At 39.0% G+C, this 22016-nt stretch carries 21 protein-coding genes; 8 read left to right on the top strand and 13 right to left on the bottom strand.

Annotation, left to right across the window (positions count from 1 at the left end):
• Positions 1-12: 12 nt before the first annotated feature.
• From CL42_RS03625 to CL42_RS03615, 3 genes are read right to left on the bottom strand one after another with little or no spacing between them, the layout of a single operon-like run.
• Positions 13-1458: an NAD(P)(+) transhydrogenase (Re/Si-specific) subunit beta gene (locus CL42_RS03625; RefSeq protein ID WP_035265318.1), complete on the bottom strand. Its 1446-nt coding sequence runs from the start codon at positions 1456-1458 to the stop codon at positions 13-15.
• A 3-nt stretch (positions 1459-1461) separates the two neighbouring features.
• Entirely contained in the window at positions 1462-1785 is a 324-nt protein-coding gene (locus CL42_RS03620) for a proton-translocating transhydrogenase family protein (RefSeq protein ID WP_035265316.1), read from the bottom strand.
• A gap of 11 nt (positions 1786-1796) precedes the next feature.
• The gene (locus CL42_RS03615) at positions 1797-2924 is read right to left on the bottom strand and encodes a Re/Si-specific NAD(P)(+) transhydrogenase subunit alpha (protein WP_035265315.1); all 1128 of its coding nucleotides are present in this window, start codon (positions 2922-2924) and stop codon (positions 1797-1799) included.
• Between the two features lie 797 nt (positions 2925-3721).
• Between CL42_RS03615 and CL42_RS03610 the strand changes: the two genes are divergently transcribed.
• Positions 3722-4645: a DMT family transporter gene (locus CL42_RS03610; RefSeq protein ID WP_035265313.1), complete on the top strand. Its 924-nt coding sequence runs from the start codon at positions 3722-3724 to the stop codon at positions 4643-4645.
• A gap of 53 nt (positions 4646-4698) precedes the next feature.
• On the opposite strand, the gene soxR is transcribed toward CL42_RS03610, so the two are convergent.
• Positions 4699-5199, bottom strand: a complete 501-nt coding sequence (gene soxR, locus CL42_RS03605) for a redox-sensitive transcriptional activator SoxR (RefSeq protein WP_035265311.1) — start codon at positions 5197-5199, stop codon at positions 4699-4701.
• A gap of 66 nt (positions 5200-5265) precedes the next feature.
• On the opposite strand from soxR, the gene CL42_RS03600 reads away from it, so the two are divergent.
• From CL42_RS03600 to CL42_RS03575, 6 genes are all read left to right on the top strand, one after another.
• Positions 5266-5718: a RidA family protein gene (locus CL42_RS03600; protein WP_035265310.1), complete on the top strand. Its 453-nt coding sequence runs from the start codon at positions 5266-5268 to the stop codon at positions 5716-5718.
• Entirely contained in the window at positions 5711-6913 is a 1203-nt protein-coding gene (locus CL42_RS03595; protein WP_035265309.1) for an MFS transporter, read from the top strand. Before CL42_RS03600 ends, CL42_RS03595 begins: the two co-directional genes overlap by 8 nt.
• A 152-nt stretch (positions 6914-7065) precedes the next feature.
• Entirely contained in the window at positions 7066-8235 is a 1170-nt protein-coding gene (locus tag CL42_RS03590; protein WP_035265308.1) for a zinc-binding dehydrogenase, read from the top strand.
• Positions 8236-8388: 153 nt separating this feature from the next.
• The gene (locus CL42_RS03585) at positions 8389-8868 is read left to right on the top strand and encodes a GFA family protein (RefSeq protein ID WP_228133226.1); all 480 of its coding nucleotides are present in this window, start codon (positions 8389-8391) and stop codon (positions 8866-8868) included.
• A gap of 149 nt (positions 8869-9017) precedes the next feature.
• A complete protein-coding gene (locus CL42_RS03580) occupies positions 9018-9413 on the top strand; it encodes a transposase family protein (protein WP_035265307.1) in 396 nt (131 codons plus the stop codon).
• Positions 9361-9831 carry an IS5/IS1182 family transposase gene (locus CL42_RS03575; RefSeq protein WP_035265306.1) on the top strand — a complete coding sequence of 157 codons (471 nt, stop codon included), beginning with the start codon at positions 9361-9363 and terminating at the stop codon, positions 9829-9831. The genes CL42_RS03580 and CL42_RS03575 overlap by 53 nt, the downstream gene beginning before the upstream one ends.
• A gap of 184 nt (positions 9832-10015) precedes the next feature.
• Here CL42_RS03575 and CL42_RS03570 read toward each other — a convergent pair whose 3' ends face one another.
• Both CL42_RS03570 and CL42_RS03565 read right to left on the bottom strand, forming a co-directional pair.
• Complete coding sequence (locus CL42_RS03570; protein WP_155756949.1) at positions 10016-10378, bottom strand: hypothetical protein; 363 nt, start codon at positions 10376-10378, stop codon at positions 10016-10018.
• A 129-nt stretch (positions 10379-10507) separates the two neighbouring features.
• Positions 10508-10774, bottom strand: a complete 267-nt coding sequence (locus CL42_RS03565) for a hypothetical protein (RefSeq protein ID WP_035265382.1) — start codon at positions 10772-10774, stop codon at positions 10508-10510.
• A gap of 192 nt (positions 10775-10966) precedes the next feature.
• Between CL42_RS03565 and dusA the strand changes: the two genes are divergently transcribed.
• Positions 10967-11977 (top strand): tRNA dihydrouridine(20/20a) synthase DusA, encoded by a 1011-nt coding sequence (gene dusA / locus CL42_RS03560; RefSeq protein WP_035265303.1) that lies wholly within the window; start codon positions 10967-10969, stop codon positions 11975-11977.
• Positions 11978-12032: 55 nt separating this feature from the next.
• Here the strand turns inward: dusA and CL42_RS03555 are convergent, their stop codons facing one another.
• The 7 genes from CL42_RS03555 to CL42_RS03525 all read right to left on the bottom strand — a co-directional run bounded on the left by CL42_RS03555 (position 12033) and on the right by CL42_RS03525 (position 21879).
• On the bottom strand, positions 12033-12806 hold the full coding sequence (locus CL42_RS03555; protein ID WP_035265301.1) for a ThiF family adenylyltransferase: 774 nt from the start codon (positions 12804-12806) through the stop codon (positions 12033-12035).
• Positions 12807-12873: 67 nt separating this feature from the next.
• Positions 12874-13707, bottom strand: a complete 834-nt coding sequence (locus CL42_RS03550; RefSeq protein ID WP_416202003.1) for a TatD family hydrolase — start codon at positions 13705-13707, stop codon at positions 12874-12876.
• Between the two features lie 7 nt (positions 13708-13714).
• Positions 13715-14662, bottom strand: a complete 948-nt coding sequence (locus CL42_RS03545) for an RsiV family protein (protein ID WP_035265380.1) — start codon at positions 14660-14662, stop codon at positions 13715-13717.
• A 130-nt stretch (positions 14663-14792) separates the two neighbouring features.
• Positions 14793-15617: a hypothetical protein gene (locus CL42_RS03540; RefSeq protein WP_155756948.1), complete on the bottom strand. Its 825-nt coding sequence runs from the start codon at positions 15615-15617 to the stop codon at positions 14793-14795.
• A gap of 83 nt (positions 15618-15700) precedes the next feature.
• Complete coding sequence (locus CL42_RS03535; RefSeq protein WP_035265298.1) at positions 15701-17293, bottom strand: peptide chain release factor 3; 1593 nt, start codon at positions 17291-17293, stop codon at positions 15701-15703.
• Positions 17294-17413: 120 nt separating this feature from the next.
• A complete protein-coding gene (locus CL42_RS03530) occupies positions 17414-19480 on the bottom strand; it encodes a putative bifunctional diguanylate cyclase/phosphodiesterase (protein WP_035265296.1) in 2067 nt (688 codons plus the stop codon).
• Positions 19481-19695: 215 nt separating this feature from the next.
• The gene (locus CL42_RS03525) at positions 19696-21879 is read right to left on the bottom strand and encodes a carboxy terminal-processing peptidase (protein ID WP_035265294.1); all 2184 of its coding nucleotides are present in this window, start codon (positions 21877-21879) and stop codon (positions 19696-19698) included.
• Positions 21880-22016 lie beyond the last annotated feature (137 nt).

Genomic DNA, 22016 nt, shown 5'->3' with positions numbered 1-22016 from the left:
ACAAGCTATGAATTAGTGACCTGTACCGTTGATGGCTTTCGTCATATCTTCAACAACTTTCTTCGCATCACCAAAGATCATCATTGTTTTGTCGTTATAGAACAAGTCATTATCAAGACCCGCATAACCTGTCGCCATAGAGCGCTTGATCACCATAATGGTACGAGCTTTATGTGCTTCAAGAATAGGCATACCATAAATTGGTGAGTTTGGATCATCTTTCGCTGCAGGGTTAACGACGTCATTCGCACCGATGACCAATACCACATCTGTTGCTGGGAAGTCTGAATTAATCTCATCCATCTCTAAGATGTCTTCGTACGGAACATCTGCTTCAGCTAAAAGAACGTTCATGTGACCAGGCATACGACCAGCCACTGGGTGAATCGCAAAACGTACTGTTACACCTTGCTCTTTCAATAAGTTTGCAAGCTCTTTCACCGCATTTTGAGCACGACCTTGCGCCATACCATAACCCGGTACAATAACAACACTGTCTGCATTTGACATTAAGAAGCCAGCATCGTCAGCAGAACCAGAACGGTAGTTGCGTTGAACTGCTGCACCAGCTGCTGCTGTCGGTGCTGCAGCACCACCCATTGCACCACCAAACAATACGTTGATGATTGAACGGTTCATTGCTTTACACATGATATAAGACAGAATTGCACCTGACGAACCTACAAGCGAACCTGCAACAATTAACATGTTGTTTTCAAGCGTAAAACCAATCCCTGCTGCCGCCCATCCAGAGAATGAGTTAAGCAAAGACACCACTACTGGCATATCACCACCACCAACAGGCGCAATCCATACCCAACCAAAGGCTAAAGCAAGTGCTGTCATTGCCCAGAACGAGGTCATGTCACCCGTCAAGAAGAAGTGAATCCCTGCTGCTAGCATCGCAATAAAAATCAAAGCTTGAACAGGTTTAACCCATGCACCTGAAATCGTTTTTGCCCATTTCTTTGCCGCCAATTTACCATAAGCAAATACCGATGCAGTGAATGTAATGGCACCAACGAAACATCCTACGAATAATTCGAATAAATGTACGCGACTCATTTCATGGAAGTTCACACCATTTGCAGCCAGTAAGTCTGACCCAAGCTCGACGAGCTTATTGTTGTGAATAATTGCAGCGATCGCAATCAACACTGCAGCAAGACCCACGAGTGAGTGCATGAGAGCAACTGTTTCTGGCATTTGTGTCATAGGCACTGTACGAGCTCGAGCAATACCAACAATCGCACCCAATACCATTGCACCGACAATCATCCATACCACAGGATTATCAGCAACAAAGAAAGTTGTTAACACGGCGATTGCCATTGCAATCATACCGTAACGGTTACCTGCAATTGCTGTCTTAGGACCAGACAAGCCACGCAAAGTTAAGATAAAAAGAACGGCACCGATTAGGTAAAACCAATCCGCATACTCACGAATAAATTCCATGTATTAACCCTCTTTTTTCTTTTGCTTTGGCTTAAACATTTCAAGCATACGAGCGGTTACAGCGAAGCCACCGAAAATATTAATGCTTGCTAAGAAAACAGCGATCGCACCTAATACACTCACCACATTGATGGTTTGAAAATCAACAGCCCCCTCAACACCCATAACAGGTAGACCAACAGTTTGGATCATCGCACCGACAATAATAATTGAAGACAATGCATTCGTTACGGCCATCAGCGGCGTGTGAAGCGCAGGTGTCACTCCCCAAACAACGTAATAACCTACGAAGATTGCGAGGACAAAAATTGTAATAGTTTCAACCATGATCAGTCTCCTTAACCACGCTTCAACAGCACTTGACCACCATGAGTGACAAGCAATGCTTTTTGGATTTCATCTTCTTGATTAATGCTGTAGTTTTTATCTTGATCAAAAAGCGTTTCAACAAAGTTATAAACGTTACGTGCATATAGCGCTGAAGCTTCTGTAGAAACGGTCGCTGGAATATTTGGAATACCCAAAATTTTCACGCCATTATCAGTCACAACAGTTTCACCGCATTTTGAGCCTTCAACGTTACCGCCAGTTTCAACTGCCATATCGAGGATGACTGAACCTGGTTTCATTTTGGCAACTGTTTCAGCTTTAATTAAGCGCGGTGCATCACGACCTGGTAAAAGCGCCGTCGTGATCACGATGTCAGCATTCGATACCGCTTTGTCTACAATTGCAGCTTGGTCTTTAATATATTGTTCACCAGGCATCCAACCATAACCATTTTTTGCAGCTTCATCGGCACGCGCTTGCTCTTCTGCTGACATTGGTACGTCTAACCATTTACCGCCTAAAGATTCAACTTGATCTTTGGCTGTTGGACGTAAGTCTGTCGCTTCAACAATAGCACCTAAACGTTTGGCTGTTGCAATCGCTTGTAAGCCTGCTACACCAACACCCATAATGACTACACGAGCTGGTTTAACCGTACCCGCCGCTGTCATTAACATTGGGAACATACGTTGGTACTCTGCCGCCGCAAGAAGCACAGATTTATAACCTGCCAAGTTTGCTTGTGATGACAACACGTCCATATTTTGGGCACGAGATAACGTACGTGGTAATAACTCAAGTGCAAATGCAGACACTTGCTGAGCAGCGAATTGATCAAGTTCCGTATTACGGTACGGATCAAACATCGCAACCACTGTGGTGTTTGGGGCTAATTTTTGTATTTCTTCGCCTTTAGGTGCGCGAACTTTTAAAACCAATTGACTGCCGGTATAAGCATCATCAACAATTTTTGCACCAACCTGTTCATAGGCACTATCAATATAAGCAGCTTTAACACCTGCATTACGTTGGATAACGACACTGTGACCAGCACCAATTAACTTCTTTACTGTTTCTGGTGTCGCAGCTACACGACTTTCACCAACTACAGTTTCGGTAGGGATTCCGATCTGCATGAGCATTCCTCAAGCTAATTTTTCTTAAAGTAGATATCGCATTCCTGCGATATACCCCTGGATGTATTCATGTGAATTTTTTGGATTCTAATTGAACTTTTTTAAATTACCACCCAATATTTATTTAATAAATACCCTCATTTTGAACTCATGATTCACAATCATCACAAAAATTCATGGTATTTGATCTATCATTTTCATAAAAAATAGTTCCAGATTCGTTTAATTTTCGATCCATTTTTTAACAAAAAAGAAACTTTTTTCTAATTTATCGTCAGTATAGGGAGCTTGACTTTATTAAGCTTTGATCATTCTGACATTTTTTAGCTTTCTTTTTATCCCTTTTGATTGTGTTAAAGCGCCGTGCATGTCACATTTTTAGTTGCTTCTTTCATTCTCATAAATCTCAATTTGCCGAATTGACAAAAAATCAGACTAATCGATTCAAATTCTCACGTCATTCTTAAAAATTATAAATAAGACAAAATTTAGATAAATCTAGGTTTACACATTGGGCTTAGATTTTGGCTTAAAGATGAAATACAAGATGACAGATTCTTGAAAAGAATGCTTACAAACCGTGCAAAAAAAATTTGAAATATTTTTTTGATGTATTTTTTGGGTTGATAGACCACTGTTTTTTTCATATTACGCACCACAATGATGCATTTTAACAAAAAATCAAAACTCCTTATTTCGCTAGGTAGGTGATTAAGCGAAAATTAGAGATTGAATTTTAGAGCTTAAAATGAAGATTGGCTTATACTTTCATTATTTAAAATTGATTTTTAACATTTATGGTACTTAAGCTGACTCCCACTCAGTTAGGGAGTTTATGTGCGCTGTTGGCAGCATTCTTGTTTAGTAGTAAAGCGATCTTAATCAAACAAGCTTATGCAGTTTCTGAAGATGTTGATGCAACATTGCTGGTTGCCTTAAGGATGCTCAGTGCCTTACCCGTTTTTCTTTTTATTTGTTGGTTGAACCGAAACCGTAATCGTGGATTTTCAGCGCAGGATTGGGCCCTACTCCTCGTTGCTGGTTTGATTGGATATTATTTTTCAAGTTGGCTCGATTTTATGAGTCTGATGTACATCAGTGCCTCTTTGGAGCGTATTATCCTATTTCTATATCCCACCATGACAGTAATTGCATCAAGTGTAATTTTCAAACATCCTCTTTCACTGAAGACTATTTTTGCAATTGGACTAAGTTATGGCGGCACGCTTATGGTGATGCTCCAAGAACAAAGCAATGTGCCTCATGAAAGTAATTTTTGGCTAGGTGTGAGTTTAGTTTTCGCAAGCGCGATTTGCTTTGCGAGCTATCTATTGATGACTCCAAAATTAATTCAAAAATTTGGATCGTGGAATTTTACGGGCTTAGCGATGTCTATCGCCTGCTTAGGGACGATTCTTCACTATTTTATTGCTCAGCCAAGCCCTGTATCCAATATCCTTCAACAACCCATGGAAGTAATCGGATATGGTGTTGCATTAGGCATTGGGGTAACAGTGATCCCAACTATTCTCATTGCACAAAGTATTGCTCGTTTAGGTGCTTCTCAAACAGCCATGATTGGTTCACTCGGACCAATTCTGACCATTATATTGGCGACTATCTTTTTAGGGGAATCAATGAATATGATTCAATGGTTTGGTTGTGCGCTGAATATATTGGGTGTGATGATGATTACGCTTTCCAAAACTAAACTGAAATAAAGACAACATTAACCTCACAGTTCAAATTTCAAAATAATGCTTCACGATGAAACTTAGTCTTCATAGTGAATTTCTATTTTCCCTTGATCATCGTCAAATTTAATGTCGAGTGGAACAAAGTGGGAACCCGACGATGTAGACCCCATTTGATCATTTTCATTTCTTAGTGGGCATTCAGTTAAAGATAAGCACCCACAACCAATGCACCAATCCAGTTGTTGACGAAGTTGAAGCATATTTAAAATTTTTTGATCTAAAATTTTCTGCCACGCACTTGATAATGCGGTCCAATCTGATTTAGTCGCGGTTTTATTCTTAGGGAGTATGTTAAATGCTTGCTTCACTTCAGAGAGTGAAATCCCAACCTGCTGTGCCACTTTGATGATGGCAATCCTTCTCAGCATATATCGTGGATATCGCCGTTGATTTCCTTCCGTCCGCACACTCCAAATAAGTGCTTTGTCTTCATAAAATCTGAGTGCTGCGACCGATACACCACTTCGAGCAGCTAACGCGCCTATACTGAGCCACTGTTGTAATTTTTGTTCTTCCATGCTCTTGACCTCAAGTTAAGTTGAGCTTTCATAATTCTTTTCTAAGCTTAATGCAGAGAAGATAGAATGACAAAACCAAATAAGCCAACGTTTAGTTTAACCACTAAAAATCCGCCTCAGCTTTATTCTCCAAGGCAACTTGGATATAGCCACATCTGTGAGGTCAAACACTTCAACACAGTCGTTCATATATCAGGTCAAGGTGGTGAAAATGCCGAAGGACATTATTCCACTGATTATTCAGAACAACTCAACCAAGTCTTCGAAAATCTCAAAATTGCTCTCAGCTATGCACATATCGACTTTTATAATATTGCTGTTCTAAGCGTTTTGATTGTCAATTTTGACCAACAAAAACATCACCTGTTAAATCTGAAAATGAATACAATATGGAAAGATCAAAATTTCCCAGCATGCACACTAATCCCTGTGTCTCGCTTGGCATTAGACGCCATGCAAATTGAAATCGAAGCCACAGCTTACTGCTCCTCATCCACTGAGCCATTTATTCATGTATAACGATCTTGACGATTTAAATAAAAAAGACATCACGAATGACACTGCTTTACTTTGGTTGATGGCCATTGCTTGTGGTATTTGTGCAGGCGCTAATTATTATTCGCAGCCCTTAATTCACTCTGTTCAACTTTACTTTAATGCCCCTGCAACAGATGTGGCATTAACTGTTACTTTGGCTCAAGTCTCTTATGCTGTCGGACTACTTTTTATCGTACCACTTGGTGATATTCTCAATAAAACGAAATTAATCCCATTTTTAATGTTCTTTGCAGCAGTGGGATTATTTATTTGTGCTTTTTCACTCAACCTTTATATGTTATGGGCTGGCACAATTATCACTGGGCTTTTCTCAGTTGCAGCACAAATTTTGATTCCGTTTGCCACGATGGCGGTTCGACCAGAACGAACAGGCGAAGTTGTCGGGTTACTGATGAGCGGATTATTGGTGGGTATTTTGATTTCGACCAGTTTAGCTGGCTTGTTATCCAACTTATTTAATTGGCAGCTCATTTATATTGTCAGTGGAATTTTGATGTTAATGGTCGCTGTGGTACTTAATATTCGTCTGCCTTATATTCCTAGCTCTAAAATTAGTTATTTTGCTGTGTTTAAATCCATGGGGCTGCTACTTAAAGAAGAGCCTCGTTTAATCTATCGCTCTATCATTGGTGCCTTTGCATTTGCAACGATGAGCATCCTCTTCTCCACCATTTCTATTTTACTTAAATCCTCTTTTTCTCTTGAAGATGTTATGGTGGGTTTAGTCACTCTGGTTGGCGTATTTGGCGCCTTGTCCACCAAGAAAATTGGTAAGATCGCCGATCGTGGTTACGTCAAACAAATCACTTGGTTTGGCATTTTAATCCTAGGTAGCGCATGGATATTCCTTTATTTAGGTGCATTCTATTTAAGTTGCTATATCATCGGCTTTGGACTGATGAATCTCGGTCTAGCATTGGTGCATAGTAGCAACCAGAATGTGATTTTTAATTTAAGACCGGATGCTAAATCTCGAGTAAATTCACTTTATATGACCAGCTATTTTATTGGTGGCGCAAGTGGTTCCGCGCTAGGAATTTATGCTTGGGATCATGGTGGATGGGCAATGGCGTGTATCGTAGGATTAATCCTGGTCAGTTGTACTGCACTATTCACGCTAGTGGATCAACGTTATCATCGAACCCAACTCAGCTAACTCATAAAATATGCATGTTAAGCCTCTATAAATGGAGGCTTTTTCAATAATTTAGCCTCTGCAGTCATCATTCAGTCCTCTAAAGCTGTGTATCTCTTGTGCGTAATCACACACACTGTTCACTATCATTATAAGAATATTCGTGGACAAGAATGAAAGCAGTTGTATGTCATCAAAATGAATTAACACTTGAAGATGTCAGCCATCTAACACCATCACAAGGACAAACTTTGTTAGAGGTTGTGCGATGTGGTATTTGTGGCAGTGACTTACATATGCAGCATAGTTGTGACCACATGCATGAACTTACGGCTAAAGTGGGTCTAAAAGGTGTTGCAAAGTCAACAGACCGTTTTGTCATGGGGCATGAATTTTGCGGTCGTGTTCTAGATTATGGTCCTAAAACCAGAAAAAAATTTAAAACAAATACCTTAGTTTGTGCAATGCCACTATTGAAAGTTGATCAGTGGGGTTATCAAGCAACGGGGCTTTCCCCTCAAGCTTCTGGTGGTTATGCCGAACAAATCTTAGTGCAATCTCAACTCATGTTTGCGGTGCCAAATGGATTACATCCCGATCTTGCGGCAATGACCGAGCCAATGGCAGTTGCTTTACATGCAGTACGTCGGAGCAGAATAAAGAAATCAGAACCCGCAATTGTTATTGGTTGTGGTCCAGTAGGCTTAGGTGTCATTTTAATGCTCAAAGCGATTGGTGTGAAAAAAATTATTGCCAGTGACTTTTCACCAAATCGCCGTAGGCTAGCTCAACTTTGTGGCGCAGATGTCGTCATTGATCCTAAACAATCATCGCCTTTTGAGAGTTGGAAAGAATACGGTTTATTGGGTGATGCTTCTGAAGCGATTAACTATGGAATCGGTATTTTTGAAAAGATTCAGTCTATGCATATTCCATGGTGGCATGCGTGGCGTGTGGCTGACAAATTAGGTGCTTTACCCAAACGTCCTGTGATTTTTGAATGTGTCGGGATGCCAGGCATCCTTCAACAGATTATTAACGGTGCGCCATTATTTTCTAAAATTATCGGTGTGGGTGTATGTATGCAATCCGACAGCATCGAACCCGCTTTGGCTTTAAACAAAGAAATCGAAATCCAGTTTGTGATTGGTTATACGCCACTTGAGTTCAGAGATGCGCTCCATATGATCGCTGAAGGTCAAATTGATTGTTCTCCTCTGATAACGGGCGTTGTAGGTCTTGCAGGAGTCAAAGATGCTTTTCAGGCCTTAGGTGATCCTGAACAACACGCTAAAATTTTGGTCGACCCCAAAAAGACCGGATCTGATATCAGTGCACTTTAGATAATCTTTAGGTTCTATACGACATAAGTGCTCAGCGATTTTTTTACTATGGGGCTCAAACTTGATCAGAGTCCTTATTTATCCTGCGTGATACTCAATCGAACTTTAAAATTTTAATTTCATCTATGAATAGATCTTAAACAAGGAAGTTTTATGTCAAATTTAAATCACATGCCTTTCAATGTTGAAGCAAGTTGTTCTTGTGGCGCAAATACTTTTCGCTTTTCTCATGCACCCATCGCACATTTTATTTGTCACTGCCAAGTTTGCCAAGAATATACAGGTAAGGCATTTTCAGATGTTTTAGTATTCTTGAAACAAGATGTTTATGATTTAAATATTAAACAGACTACTTTTAAACGTTTGAAGTCACCACCCAATATCCGTCGTGGGATATGCAAACAATGTCAGTCCCCTTCTATTGAATTTGGAATATTAGATCAGTTGGTATTTATTCCTAAATGGAACTTAAAAGACTTCTCGCAAGTTCCCCCTGAAAATATGCATATTTTTTACCATCGTCGTGTGCAAGATGTAGCTGATGATTTGCCAAAATATAATGGTTTTATCCAGAGTCAAACTCAAGCAGCTAAGTTTATTCTTGAAGGATTAGCTAATAGAATTCTAAAATAAAATCATCAATAAAATATGACTTCACTTGAACACTTTTTAAACCAATGATTGAAAAATTTAAATTATATCTCTTTCATAAATCAAAAAAGATCAATCCTTTGCTGATTATTTGTACCGAATAATTTTAAATATTCATACATAATTTGCGAATGAAATACATCGACTCAAAGAAGCTTTCTGAAACACAGTTTAAGCGATATACAGGCATCTCATGGTCAACCTTTGATTTAATGGCGGAACAGCTAAAAATGCTTGTACCTGCTAAAGGTAGACCATCTAAGTTAAGTGTAGAAGATCAAATCCTGCTGTGCTTAAGTTATTGGCGTGAATATCGAACATTGTTTCATGTCGCAACCAGTTATGGTGTGTCAGAGCCTACTGCTTCAAGAATCGTCCGCCACGTAGAGGATTGCCTGATCAAGTCCAATCTATTTAATTTACCCAAGAGTTTGCCTGAAGGCGAAGGTATCGACTGGAATGTGGTGATCGTAGATGCCACAGAAACCCCAATACAAAGACCTAAAAAAACAGAAGAAAAGCTATAGTGGTAAGAAGAAAGCTCATACTTTCAAAGTACAAGCCATTATCCATTATAGAACACAGCAAGTTCTGAGTTTATGCACGAGTTGTGGTGCTGTACATGATTTCGAGCTTTTCAAACGCAACTTGAATCAGATTCCTAAAGGTGCTTTTATTCTTGCAGAGAAAGGTTATCAAGGGATTTATACGGTGTATCCAAATAGTCTATTGCCATTAAAAGCAAAAAAGCGCTGTAAACTAGATCCTGAGCTAAAAGTTTACAATCAAGAAATCAATAAAAGAAGAATTGGGATTGAGCATGTATTTGGGACTTTGAAGACCTTCAAAATCCTTGCTGAGCGATATCGCAACCGTGGCAAAAGATTGGGATTAAGATTCAGTTTAATCGCAGGGGTTTATAATTTAGAACTGAGTAAAAAATGATTTATGAAAGAACCCTAATATTTATACCAAGCAAAAAAATATAATAACCAAGAGGCTTTGTTGCAAACAATAATTCATAACCGCCTGATTCAAATCAATTAAAATAAAAAATTATATTTCCTATAATAAAGATTTATTCATATAAAAAGATTTATATAAAAAAAGCCAAAGCTTCTGATAATATTTAAATTAATATTGAAAATATCCAACCGCCTATAACATTGATATAAGAAAAAAAATACCATCTAATTTTAAGTAGAATTAATTTAAATAAAAAACTAAATATCCAAAAAAATGTATTTAAAGCAAAACATATACAAAAATAAGTGAGAATTAATGTTAGTTCCCCAAAAAATGAATTCTGATAGTGATCAAACAACAATTCAATACTGAGTACAAATGGAAGCGAGCCAATTACAATATTCCAGTTCAATATCTTTTCTCTTTTCTCTTTTAATTGCCAACCAAAGAGAGTCAATGTAGCCTGAAAAATAAAAAAATAAGCCAAAATGAGTAAAAAGTCTCCTGGGTTTTTAAAACCACTCATCATTTTGAAAACCCACATTTGGCTTCATAGCCCATATCCACACATCCTTCATCTATTAGATAAAGCAGTGTATTAAACTTCCTCAAAGTCTGGCTAAATATACCGTCCAGTTTAATACATGACGCCACATCACTTTGACCAATAAGTATTAAACATCTCTTTGATACCATCATCATCTTCCATATATTCCTCAGGTGATATTTTTAAAGCTACACCACTCAAATAAATTATTGCTTTCCATAGAAGCTTCTCTTCAGTAGGAAGATCAAAAAACAATTCATTATGGTCAAGCGCATTCATCCTTATTCTTGCCCACTCTTCAGCTTCCTCTCGACTGATTTTATGGGTCAATAAGCCGCTGAATACTTGTTGTACATCTGATAAAAATATTTTCATATCACCATTTCCCAGTATATTACCCATTCTTATCAAATAAATAATGTGTTTTAGTTCCATTATTAAATTCTGGGCGTATCTGTCTAATATTACCTGAATTATCAAGTGTTTCATGCCCCTCCTCAATGAACCATTTTTTAAATTATGGTAAGATGCCGAGCTTTTCACGATTTATTCAATCTAGGTTTCACCATGTCTGATATCCAATCCTTACAGCCTCGAATTTCCGTCGCCCCAATGATGGATTGGACGACCCGTGATTACCGCTTTTTTGCACGTCTATTCAATCCAAATATCATCATGTACACCGAGATGGTGACCACAGGCGCAATTTTATTTGGCGATGCAGCACGTCATTTAGATTACAGCAAAGAAGAACACCCTATTGTGTTACAGCTTGGTGGATCAAATCCTAAAGACCTCGCAACCTGTTCTAAAATGGCTCAAGATTGGGGCTATGATGAAATCAATTTAAATGTTGGTTGCCCTAGTGATCGTGTTCAAAACAATAAAATTGGTGCTTGCCTCATGGCTGAGCCTGAGCTGGTTGCTGAATGTATTGCTGAAATGCAAAATGCAGTTGATATCCCCGTCACGGTAAAACACCGAATCGGCATCGATGATATGCAATCTTATGAGGAGATGCTGCATTTTGTCGATACCGTTGCAAAAACGGGATGTCAAAATTTTATCGTGCATGCACGCATTGCTTTACTACAAGGTTTGTCACCGAAAGAAAATCGGGACATTCCACCTTTACGTTATGAAGATGTCTATCGCTTAAAGCAAGATCGCCCAGAACTATTGATCGAAATCAACGGTGGGATCAAAACATTTGCTGAAACTCAACAACACTTACAACATGTGGATGGTGTCATGATTGGTCGCGAGGCTTATCACAATCCTTATCTACTGGCTGAACTAGGACAATTATGGAATTTGTCAGCACCTGATCGTTTTGAGATCATGCAGGAAATGATGCCATATATTGCAAAACGTTTAGCTGATGGTGCACCACTTTCAGTCATTACACGTCATATTTTAGGCTTATTTCAAAACCTTCCTGGTGCACGAAAATGGCGACAAGCCCTGAGTGGGGGTAACGCGAAAACATTAAAAGATATTGAAAATGCCTTAATCGGTATGCAACAAGCCATTCAAAGACATGCTGAACAAGAAAGCTTAAAAATCAATGCTGAATAAACCAATTTCATCATTAAAAAGGTCTCTTGATAGAGACCTTTTTTGATAATCACTTTTAGGCTTGTTTTGCTTGAATCGAATCTAATCGTTTTAACACTTCAGCCACTGCTACCATTGCAAAACTTGATGTCACCACCACGGCTGAACCATAACCACCACATCTTAACCCAGCACTCGCACAAATATCAGCATTCGAAAAAGGATTATCCACCGAATAAATACAGGTGATACCGAACTTCTCTTTCGGCTTTTTACAGATACCTTTTGAGCGTAACTGACTTCTTAATTTTGCCAGCATCGGGTCGTATTCTGTTTTTGACAAATCTGCGACCCGAATTTTGAGTGGATCTAATTTACCACCAGCACCACCAGATACAATCAAAGGGACTTTATTGAAACGACAATGTAGCATCAATGCGAGTTTTGCTTTGACATCATCAATGCAATCCAACACAACATCTGGATTTGAACTCAAAATCTCCGTTACATTTTCAGGCGTTAGATAATCATCAATTAAATTGATTTTTATACGTGGATTAATTTGGCGACAACGCTCTGCCATCACTTCAATTTTTTCATGACCTAATGTTGATGTCATCGCAGGTAACTGACGATTAATATTTGACGCTGCAACAGAATCCATATCAACTAGTGTTAACTCGCCCAAACCTGTTCTAGCCAAAGCTTCGACAGCCCAAGAGCCAACACCGCCAATACCAATCACCATGACATGACTGTTTTCATAATGCTGAAAATTTTCTTCACCATAAATTTTGGCTACACCCGTAAAACGGCGTTCATATTCCTCATCATGAACTAAGTCAGTCATATTGCTCTAACACTATTTGGAAAAGGCGTATTTTAGCAAAACTTCGGAGGAATAGAGAGTTTTGAACTCACGACAATTTCAGTTCATTTTTTAGGTTGAGTGCAGACACACTATTCTCCCAAACACGTTGCGCAATGTCTTCGACTCTTGTATTTAAACTATGTGCCAAACCTTCTAAAACATAAATTAAATTCTGTGGGGTATTACGGGTACGGTGTTCAGTTGAAGCTTGACAACATAATGGCGTCATATCAGGACAGTCTGTTTCAATGACCAGATGTTCAATACCAACATACTGAACTGTTTGGTGTAATTTTTTAGCATTGGAATTGGTAATCTGTCCCGTGACCCCTAACTTAAATCCAAGTTGAATAAATGCCTTCGCTTCTTCTATCCCTCCACTGAATGCGTGGGCGATACCACCGTGAACAAATTGCTTTGCTTTTAACAGCCTTAATGCTTCAGCATGAGATTTACGAATATGTAACAGCACAGGAAGCTTAAATTGTTGAGCCAAATCGACTTGTTGCGCAAAAAAATCCTGTTGCTTAGCGAAAACTTCCGACTGCTTATGTTGCTTGAGAAAAGTATCTAAACCAATTTCTCCAACGGCGATGCATTGTTGTACTTCAAGAATTTTTTTTAGATCGTCTAGATGATGAGGCTGATGTTGTTCGATATAAAAAGGATGTAGACCAGGAGCGAGATAACTCCTCGGTGCCTGATCTAAACCATTTAACCAATGGTGTGTTTCAATCAATGTATGAAAGCGTTGGTGTTGAAACCCAATCAGTACAAGGGCATCCACTCCCTTCTGTTTAGCCTGATACGCAAGTTGCTCACGATCGAAGTCAAAATCTTCTACATCAAAGTGCGTATGCGTATCAAACAAACGTGGCATGGACATGTTATTTTGCTTCACCTGCAGCTTGAGGTACAGCAACTTGAACCGAAGGATGAACAGCCTCCAGCATTTCAGGTTTAATCACACCCTGTAACTTTTCATAAGGAATCGTAAGTCTTGGCAAACCCACCACATAAGGACCAATTTCATATTCACCGTATTGAAGAATTAAACCCTTCTTACCCAAATAATAATTATCAGTGAGTTTAAATTTCCAAGCCTCTTCATACTCTTCAACGTTATCTGCTAACTGCGAATCTATGACCCATTTTTTAAATTCATCATGGGCCAATTGATTTAATTTATTCTTTTGGTCTTTCACTAAAATTTGATCTAGTGACACTTGTTTCTGCTGTTTCAAATCAAAATTAAAGTAAGTTTGTGAAGAAGAACCATGTGCACCTCCTAAATAGTTACTCGTATTCAATACGACGGTTGCAAGTGGTCCTTGTGAATTTAAAATTTTAGGACTAATACTCAAACTAATTTGATGTCCAACCCCCAAGTGCTTTAACTCTTTATCTAAACCCACAAAGTTATCAATATAGGGCTGAATCTGCTCTGCAAGTAACTGCGCTGCAGTTTTATATTCAACAACTTCACTTGCGGCTTGAGTATCTTTGTCTTTAGGCAGCGTCTGCTCAGGTTCGAACAACTCTAGCGTTTCTTGTAAATTTTTGATAATCGCTTGATCAATTAAGCCATCTAACACAAATTGATTCGTTCTCAATCGATCAATTGAAATTTCTGGACAATTGTTACCATCACATTCTACCAACCGAACAGGCACTTTTTCAGTTTCACCCTGAAGCACGAGTATCTGAACTTCCGATGCTGCTTGAGTTTGAGTGTCAGGTGACTCTTTAGGCCCGTCCCCTTTTGGCTGACATGCGCTCAGCGTAATTGCGGCAGTAAGTACAGATACAGTCCAAACTATTTTATTTTTTAACATCTCACAACCTTGAGGAGAAACGGTCATTTATCATTGATTTAAGCCTAACCCGATGAAATTGATAGCTCAAGCTTCGTTTGTATGGGTTTAACTGCAATTGTATATGCTACATTACAATATTTGTAATATTTCAAAACATCTTTTGAAAGATCTGCGGTACAACCACCTGCTTGGTTTGAGCATGATTCAAATAGATATCCAATTGCTCACCACCTTTGACAATTTCGTTCGCACGAATATGAACACCAATCCCTTCACCATCAAAGAACCATTCCTGATTTTGCCAGCTGAGATTCACTGGAGCGATACTTCTCACTTCACCACTCTGGGCCTTTAACCATTTTTGATAGGACACTTGAAGTATTCTTTCAAAATCATTTATTTGGTTCTTTTGAATCACATCCTGCAACTGTAAAACTTTTTTCTGCTTTCGATCCAATACCATAAAGTAACCACGATCTTTAACGATCACTTCAGCTTGTTTTGTGTTAACAATGAATTGGATCAACACATATTGATTTCGTTGGGTGGCGACTTGCGTCAGTATATCCAACTCATAAGGCTGATTCAGTGAAAACTCCTTCATCCATGATTCAGAGCGACTTATATAGGTTTCGATGGATTGATCCAAACTCAATTGTTCTTTTTCATTAATTTGATCTTGAATCACAAAAGCCAAATGGTTGTTAAGTTGTTGATTGACCCACTGATCTGCGGTTTTTAAACTTAAAATTTCAATTTTTTCACAGACCGATTTTGTGCAATTTTCGCTCTTTATTTCAACTTGAAACGCGTCATCATTTAAGTATGGTAACACATCAGCGTTTTTAACTTGGGCAGACTGCCCTGACTTTTGTGTCTTAGACTCTGGTTGTTTTTCACAAGATGCCATCCCAATGACTAAGGTAGCAAGAAGAATACGCAATCGTTTTTTTTGTAAGTTTAGAGTAATCACAAAAATCAACCAAAATTAAATCATTGGTTATTCTGATACAAAAACAGCTTCACGAGGAAGCTGTTTTACATTTTCAAGCAAAATTAATGTTCACGTGTATTACGGAAAACAATATCAGGATAACGCTCTTGCATTAATTGTAAATTGACACGGCTAGGTGCTAAGTACGTTAAATGCCCACCACCATCAACTGAAAGTTGGTCATGTGCTTTTTTCTTAAATTCGTTAAATTTTTTCTCATCTGGACATGAAACCCAACGAACAGTGTTAATGCTCACAGGCTCGTAAATACAATCTACTTTGTATTCTTCTTTTAAACGATAAGCTACAACTTCGAATTGAAGAACACCCACAGCACCCACAATAAGATCATTACTGTTTTGTGGCATAAATACCTGAGTTGCACCTTCCTCTGAAAGCTCTTTTAAACCTTTTTGGAGTTGCTTCGATTTCAAAGGATCTTTTAAACGAACACGGCGGAACATTTCAGGAGCGAAGTGAGGAATACCTGTGAATTGCAAGTTTTCACCCGAAGTGAAAGTATCGCCAATTTGAATCGTACCATGGTTATGTAAACCAATAATGTCACCTGGCCATGCCTCTTCTAGATGCTGACGATCACCCGCCAAGAACGTTAATGCATCTGAAATACGCACATCTTTCCCAATACGCACATGCTTCATTTTCAAGCCTTTTTCATATTTGCCTGAGCAGATACGCATGAAAGCAATACGATCGCGGTGTTTAGGGTCCATATTGGCTTGAATTTTAAAGACAAAACCAGAGAAACCCTCTTCAGTCGCTTCAACTTTACGGTCTTGGGTAGGATGTGCTTTTGGTGGTGGTGCATATTCACTAAATGCATTTAAGACATGGTCTACACCAAAGTTACCCAACGCTGTACCAAACAATACTGGAGTTTGACGCCCTGCTAAGAATTCTTCACGATCAAGCGGTTCATTTGCCATTTGAACTAATTCTAGTGACTCTTCAAATGCAGCCCAAGCTAATTCACCGACTTTTTCACGAAGGTCAGCATGGTCATAACCGTCACGAATTTCGATATCTGTAATGGTTGAACCAAAACCTGCTTTATAGACATAGAATTTTTCTTCGATCAGATTAAAAACACCCGCGAAGTCACGGCCTGTGCCTAAAGGCCAAGTTAAAGGTACGCATTTAATTTTCAGGACGTTTTCAATTTCGTCGAGGAGCTCGAGTGGCTCGCGAATTTCACGGTCCATTTTGTTAACGAAAGAAATAATCGGTGTGTCACGCATACGACACACATCCATCAATTTAATCGTACGATCTTCGACACCTTTCGCACCATCAATCACCATCAATGCTGAGTCTACGGCTGTAAGGGTACGATATGTATCTTCAGAGAAATCTTCATGCCCCGGTGTATCGAGCAGGTTGATCATTTTGTCTTTATAAGGGAACTGCATCACAGAGGTCGTGATTGAGATACCACGCTCTTTTTCCATTTCCATCCAATCTGATGTCGCAGCACGGTCAGATTTACGGCTTTTTACCATACCTGCAACTTGGATCGCTTGCCCCCACAACAATAACTTTTCCGTCATTGTGGTTTTACCCGCATCGGGGTGGGAAATAATGGCAAATGTACGTCGCTGAGCAACTTGCTCCGCTAACTCTTGCTTAAAGCTCATGAATAACACCTACTGCAGACATGCAGTTTAGAAGATCAAAAAAGATCAAAATAAAAATTGGCGATATTGTAGCAGATCAATACCGAATGTGAATGTGATGAATCAGAAACTGACCAGAAGTTAATAGTTCTTAAATGTGCTTTCTAAACGATCCACAGGTAATGGCATACCCAATAAATAGCCTTGTAATTGCTGACAACCTAAACGTTTTAAGATATCGGCTTGTTTTTGAGTTTCAACGCCTTCAGCTGTCACCACCAAACCTAAACGTTTAGCCAATACAATAATACTTTCTAAGATAATTTCATCTTTAGTATTGGGTGAAAGATTTCGAATAAATTCACGGTCAATTTTAAGCTCATCTACCGGGAGATTCTTTAAATATAAGAAGCTAGAATGACCAGTTCCAAAATCATCAATCGCAAGCCCAATCCCCAAATTACGTAGGCTCTCAAAAGTACGAATACTGACATCGATATGATGCATTGCTGTCGATTCAGTAATCTCAATAATTAAATGGGCTGGATCGATCTGGTATTGCGTGATTAAACATCTTAATGTATCTACCAGCGCTTTATGTTCAAATTGTACAGCTGATAAATTTACAGCGATCGGACAGAAAGGCAATTTCTTTTTTTGCCAAGCTTGAATCTGTATACACGCTTGTTCAAGAGCCCAGTAGCCCATTTTAATAATAAGACCTGTTTGCTCCGCACCCTCAATAAACATATTTGGTGCTAGAAGTCCTAGACTTGGATGCTTCCAACGAATTAAAGCTTCAACGCCACAAATTTTAAAATCTGCTGTGAATTTCGGCTGATAAAATAAAATGAATTGTTGTTCTTCAACAGCACGATACAAATCATTAATAAGTTTTGATTGGCTACGTGCGATTTCTTGTTGATCTAATGAATAGTTAAACACACTGTAAGTATTGCGACCTTGCTCTTTGGACATCAGCATTGCAGCATCAGCATTCACCAACAAATCATGTAAATCAGCACCATGATCTGGATAATAGACCACACCTAAACTTGCTGAGATATTGATTTCCTTCCCAGAAATCACAAAGCCTTCTTGGATTTTACTCAATACTAGATTGGCAACTTGATCAATTTGGTCTGTAGAAAAGTCTTCAACAACCAATAAAAACTCATCACCACCAATACGAATTAATTTTTGGTTTTTTTCGAGTAATGCATGAAGTCGATGTGCTAAATTCACTAAAAGCTGATCACCAATATGATGTCCAAAAGCATCATTTACTGCCTTGAAACGATCTAAATCAATATAAATGAATGCAACTTTATGATCTTTAGATTGATGTAGTGAAAATAATGAAGTGGTGTAATCAAGCAAAAAAAGTCGATTTGGAAGTTTGGTCAAATTATCTTGAAGGGCAAGGCTTTCCAATTCCTTATTCATTTTGATTAATTGTTGATTTCGCTCTTCAAGTCGTAATTCTAAAATAGCGACAAAAAAACTGACCACTAAAACCAAGCAGGTGACAAATATAATGACAAAAAGTAATAAACCTTGACCTTCATGGAGTTGATTCAATGCTGCATATTTGGCATCCACGGGTTGGAAAGTCGCAGCCGCCATACCAATATAATGCATTCCCACAATACTAAAAGCGATCATGAATGCCACGGCAAGCTTGAAAGCCAATTTATTGTGATAGGTACGCTTATATTTAAACATCAGCCAGAATGACAATCCTGAACCACATACAGCAATCAGTACAGAAAAAATCACCAAAATGGTGTCATAACGAATAATGTAGTTGGGAACGATCAATCCCGCCATTCCAGTATAGTGCATACCTGAAATACCGAAACCCATCAGAAGTGCACCCAAAACCAATCTAGCCAAAGGAAGTGTAGATCTAGTCGTGAGCCATATGGCAAAAATTGAAGCGAGAGCTGCGATCACATAAGAGAATAGCGTTAAACCTATATCGAAACTATGATCTTCGGGTAAATGACAAGCCAGCATTCCAACAAAATGCATGACCCAAATCGCAAGACCAAATATCATGCCACTTACACCGAGCAGCACTTTTTGACCAACTGGGTTTTTGTGGGTACTAATGAGTTGTTCAAATGAAATAGCAATAAAGCAGACGATCACTGCCGCCACAGCAGAACCCGCCACCATTGCATAATCGTAACTCATATGAATCATATAGAGACTTATCCGTACCTGAACCTGTTTTTATTTTATTTAAACCCCAAAAGTACAGTAAATAAATGTAAGAAGGTTCAACTTTTTAATGAGCATTTGTCGCCTACAACAATATCACCATCTCATTGAACGTCAAGTTGTTTTTCGGCGATATCCATAAAAAATGGCGTATCGAAATACGCCATTTTTTAAGTAAAACTTAACAATAAATATTTTTATTTTTGCAAGGCAATGTAATCGAGCAAGATATGAGCTGATTCAGTGACAAATGCCTCTTCTTCAGGTAAAGGTGGGCGTTGATTAGTTTTCATCTTAGCACGCGATTCAGCCAAAGCTTCCATCGATGCCTGATAACTTTCCCAATTTGGATAAGCAGTTTTACCCATTGCTATACGGCGTTTATTTTCTTCTGCCAACGTTTCTTTTTCCAAAGCGATGAGTTCAGCTTTACGTTGATCGATATCCAACACGATTTGTTTATTCTCTTTAGCTTTCTGCGAAATCGCTTTACGCGCTTCTAAATACTTAAATTGAATATCATTCGCAACACGCTGTTTTGAATGAGCAGCTAATTTTGGTACAAAGGCTTGCACTTCTCCCTCACGTTTGAAAGGAGCTGTAGGGATGGTATCCCACTCTAAAGCATTCTTAGCTTTACGCTCCCCAAACTCTTCATCGTAGATATCAACCAATTGAATATCAGGCACAACCCCTTTATTTTGTGTGCTTCCACCAGTAACACGGTAAAACTTTCGTTGCGTCAATGTCGCTTGACCATACGCTAAGCTGTCCAATTGAACTTGAGCTGTACCCTTACCTGTCGTAGTACTTCCAATCACAATCCCACGACCATAATCCTGCACAGCAGCTGAATAGATTTCACTTGCTGATGCAGAAGCCAGATTCACCATGACAGCCAATGGACCTGCGTAGGTTTGAGCGCCTCCATCACGATCTTCGAAGACACTGACGTTACCATTCCCATCCCGAATTTGAACCACTGGACCAGATTTAATCACTTGCCCAATCATTTTTGCCACTTCTTCGAGTGAACCGCCAGGGTTATTACGAAGATCAACGATAATGCCATCGACATTTTGCGCAGCTAAACTTTTCAATGCATTATTGGTATCTTCAGATACTGAACGATAGCTTTCACCAGCACGACGGGCACGGTAGTTGTAATAGAACGATGGAATTTCGACTACTCCAACTTTATGTTTCTTGCCATCACGTACAATTTCAACTGTTCTTGAACGTACACCCGCATCCTCTTCTTGAATCACATCACGTACGATAGTTACGGTACGTGCCTGACTCATAGATGCTCCAGGTCCGAGCAATTTAATGGTGACTTTAGTCCCACGCTTACCTCGGATCAATCCAACGATTTCAGAACTGGTCCATCCAATGACGTCGACCATTTTGTCACCGTCTTGCGCGACACCAATAATACGATCACCAGACTTGACCTGTCCCGTCTTAAACGCAGGACCACCATCTACGATCGTCTCGATACGCGTATAGTCTTCATTCCCGCGTTCTGGACGGATCGACACACCAATCCCCTCAAGCTGCAATGTGGTCTGACGATTTAACTCAATCGCATCGATTGGTGGGAAATAATTACTGTGCGGGTCATAAGTCGCTAACATAGCATTGAGCGTTTTTTCTAAAACGTCATCGCTTTTTGTACGCTTCATACGTTCTAATTGACGCATATAGCGCTTGGTCAAAGTCTGAACTGGCGTTAAATCTTCAGCTGAAGTGAGATCTTGCCCTGCTGCTAAAGAAGGATCATCTTTCAACGCTTTTTGCTTAGCCAAATCTTCTTCTTTAGCAATCGTTAAATTGATTAACTGAGACACCAGCATTTTGCGCCATTGATTTTCTTGCTCAGCTTTATTTTTGAAAAATGGAGCCTTTTCACGATCAGACTCGATAAACACATTAGGTTGATTTAGGTTTTGCGGTTTTTTTAACTCCGCCAACATAAACTCATAGAATGACTTTAAACGATCACGATATTGAGCGTGAATGGCATAAGGTCCTTCAAGGTTACCCGCTTTGAGCGCGGCTCCAAAAGTTGGTCCGTATTTTTTCTTATAGTTTGCCACTTCATCTGCCAAGAAAAGGCTATGGTCAGGATCAAGACTATCAATATACATATCAAAAATACGTTGTGAGGTCGTAGCATCTAAACGCATATTTAAATAGTGCTGACGATCCACCAAAGTTGCTAATTGTCTTGAAACTAAAGCTTGTTCTTGTGTGGGCTTTATATTCTGAACCTGTTGAACCGCTGGTTCATTCGCTGCGATCGCAACATTAATTGTATGACCAAAAAATAAACCACCAGTGGCAATGGCTACCGCGCAAGCGATTGTTTGAAGTTTCATAACGAATTTGTCTTTCCTTGGATAAACCAAATTTACACTATTGTTTTCAGATAGAAATATTAATATTCAAAACCTTAAACAACTTTTTTATTTCTGCCGTATAGTTTTATCATAATCTGTACGGAGAAAATGTAGCA

It is taken from the genome of Acinetobacter sp. Ver3 (assembly GCF_000632455.1).
In the GTDB taxonomy this organism is placed as follows: Bacteria; Pseudomonadota; Gammaproteobacteria; order Pseudomonadales; family Moraxellaceae; genus Acinetobacter.
This window is presented reverse-complemented; position numbering and strand designations above follow the sequence as displayed.

Bases quoted from the DNA above. Each gene is read 5' to 3' on its own strand.
- CL42_RS03625 (WP_035265318.1), bottom strand. From the start codon at position 1,458: ATGGAATTTATTCGTGAGTATGCGGATTGGTTTTACCTAATCGGTGCC.
- CL42_RS03620 (WP_035265316.1), bottom strand. From the start codon at position 1,785: ATGGTTGAAACTATTACAATTTTTGTCCTCGCAATCTTCGTAGGTTAT.
- CL42_RS03615 (WP_035265315.1), bottom strand. From the start codon at position 2,924: ATGCAGATCGGAATCCCTACCGAAACTGTAGTTGGTGAAAGTCGTGTA.
- CL42_RS03610 (WP_035265313.1), top strand. From the start codon at position 3,722: ATGGTACTTAAGCTGACTCCCACTCAGTTAGGGAGTTTATGTGCGCTG.
- soxR (WP_035265311.1), bottom strand. From the start codon at position 5,199: ATGGAAGAACAAAAATTACAACAGTGGCTCAGTATAGGCGCGTTAGCT.
- CL42_RS03600 (WP_035265310.1), top strand. From the start codon at position 5,266: ATGACAAAACCAAATAAGCCAACGTTTAGTTTAACCACTAAAAATCCG.
- CL42_RS03595 (WP_035265309.1), top strand. From the start codon at position 5,711: ATGTATAACGATCTTGACGATTTAAATAAAAAAGACATCACGAATGAC.
- CL42_RS03590 (WP_035265308.1), top strand. From the start codon at position 7,066: ATGAAAGCAGTTGTATGTCATCAAAATGAATTAACACTTGAAGATGTC.
- CL42_RS03585 (WP_228133226.1), top strand. From the start codon at position 8,389: ATGTCAAATTTAAATCACATGCCTTTCAATGTTGAAGCAAGTTGTTCT.
- CL42_RS03580 (WP_035265307.1), top strand. From the start codon at position 9,018: ATGAAATACATCGACTCAAAGAAGCTTTCTGAAACACAGTTTAAGCGA.
- CL42_RS03575 (WP_035265306.1), top strand. From the start codon at position 9,361: ATGCCACAGAAACCCCAATACAAAGACCTAAAAAAACAGAAGAAAAGC.
- CL42_RS03570 (WP_155756949.1), bottom strand. From the start codon at position 10,378: ATGAGTGGTTTTAAAAACCCAGGAGACTTTTTACTCATTTTGGCTTAT.
- CL42_RS03565 (WP_035265382.1), bottom strand. From the start codon at position 10,774: ATGAAAATATTTTTATCAGATGTACAACAAGTATTCAGCGGCTTATTG.
- dusA (WP_035265303.1), top strand. From the start codon at position 10,967: ATGTCTGATATCCAATCCTTACAGCCTCGAATTTCCGTCGCCCCAATG.
- CL42_RS03555 (WP_035265301.1), bottom strand. From the start codon at position 12,806: ATGACTGACTTAGTTCATGATGAGGAATATGAACGCCGTTTTACGGGT.
- CL42_RS03550 (WP_416202003.1), bottom strand. From the start codon at position 13,707: ATGCCACGTTTGTTTGATACGCATACGCACTTTGATGTAGAAGATTTT.
- CL42_RS03545 (WP_035265380.1), bottom strand. From the start codon at position 14,662: ATGTTAAAAAATAAAATAGTTTGGACTGTATCTGTACTTACTGCCGCA.
- CL42_RS03535 (WP_035265298.1), bottom strand. From the start codon at position 17,293: ATGAGCTTTAAGCAAGAGTTAGCGGAGCAAGTTGCTCAGCGACGTACA.
- CL42_RS03530 (WP_035265296.1), bottom strand. From the start codon at position 19,480: ATGATTCATATGAGTTACGATTATGCAATGGTGGCGGGTTCTGCTGTG.
- CL42_RS03525 (WP_035265294.1), bottom strand. From the start codon at position 21,879: ATGAAACTTCAAACAATCGCTTGCGCGGTAGCCATTGCCACTGGTGGT.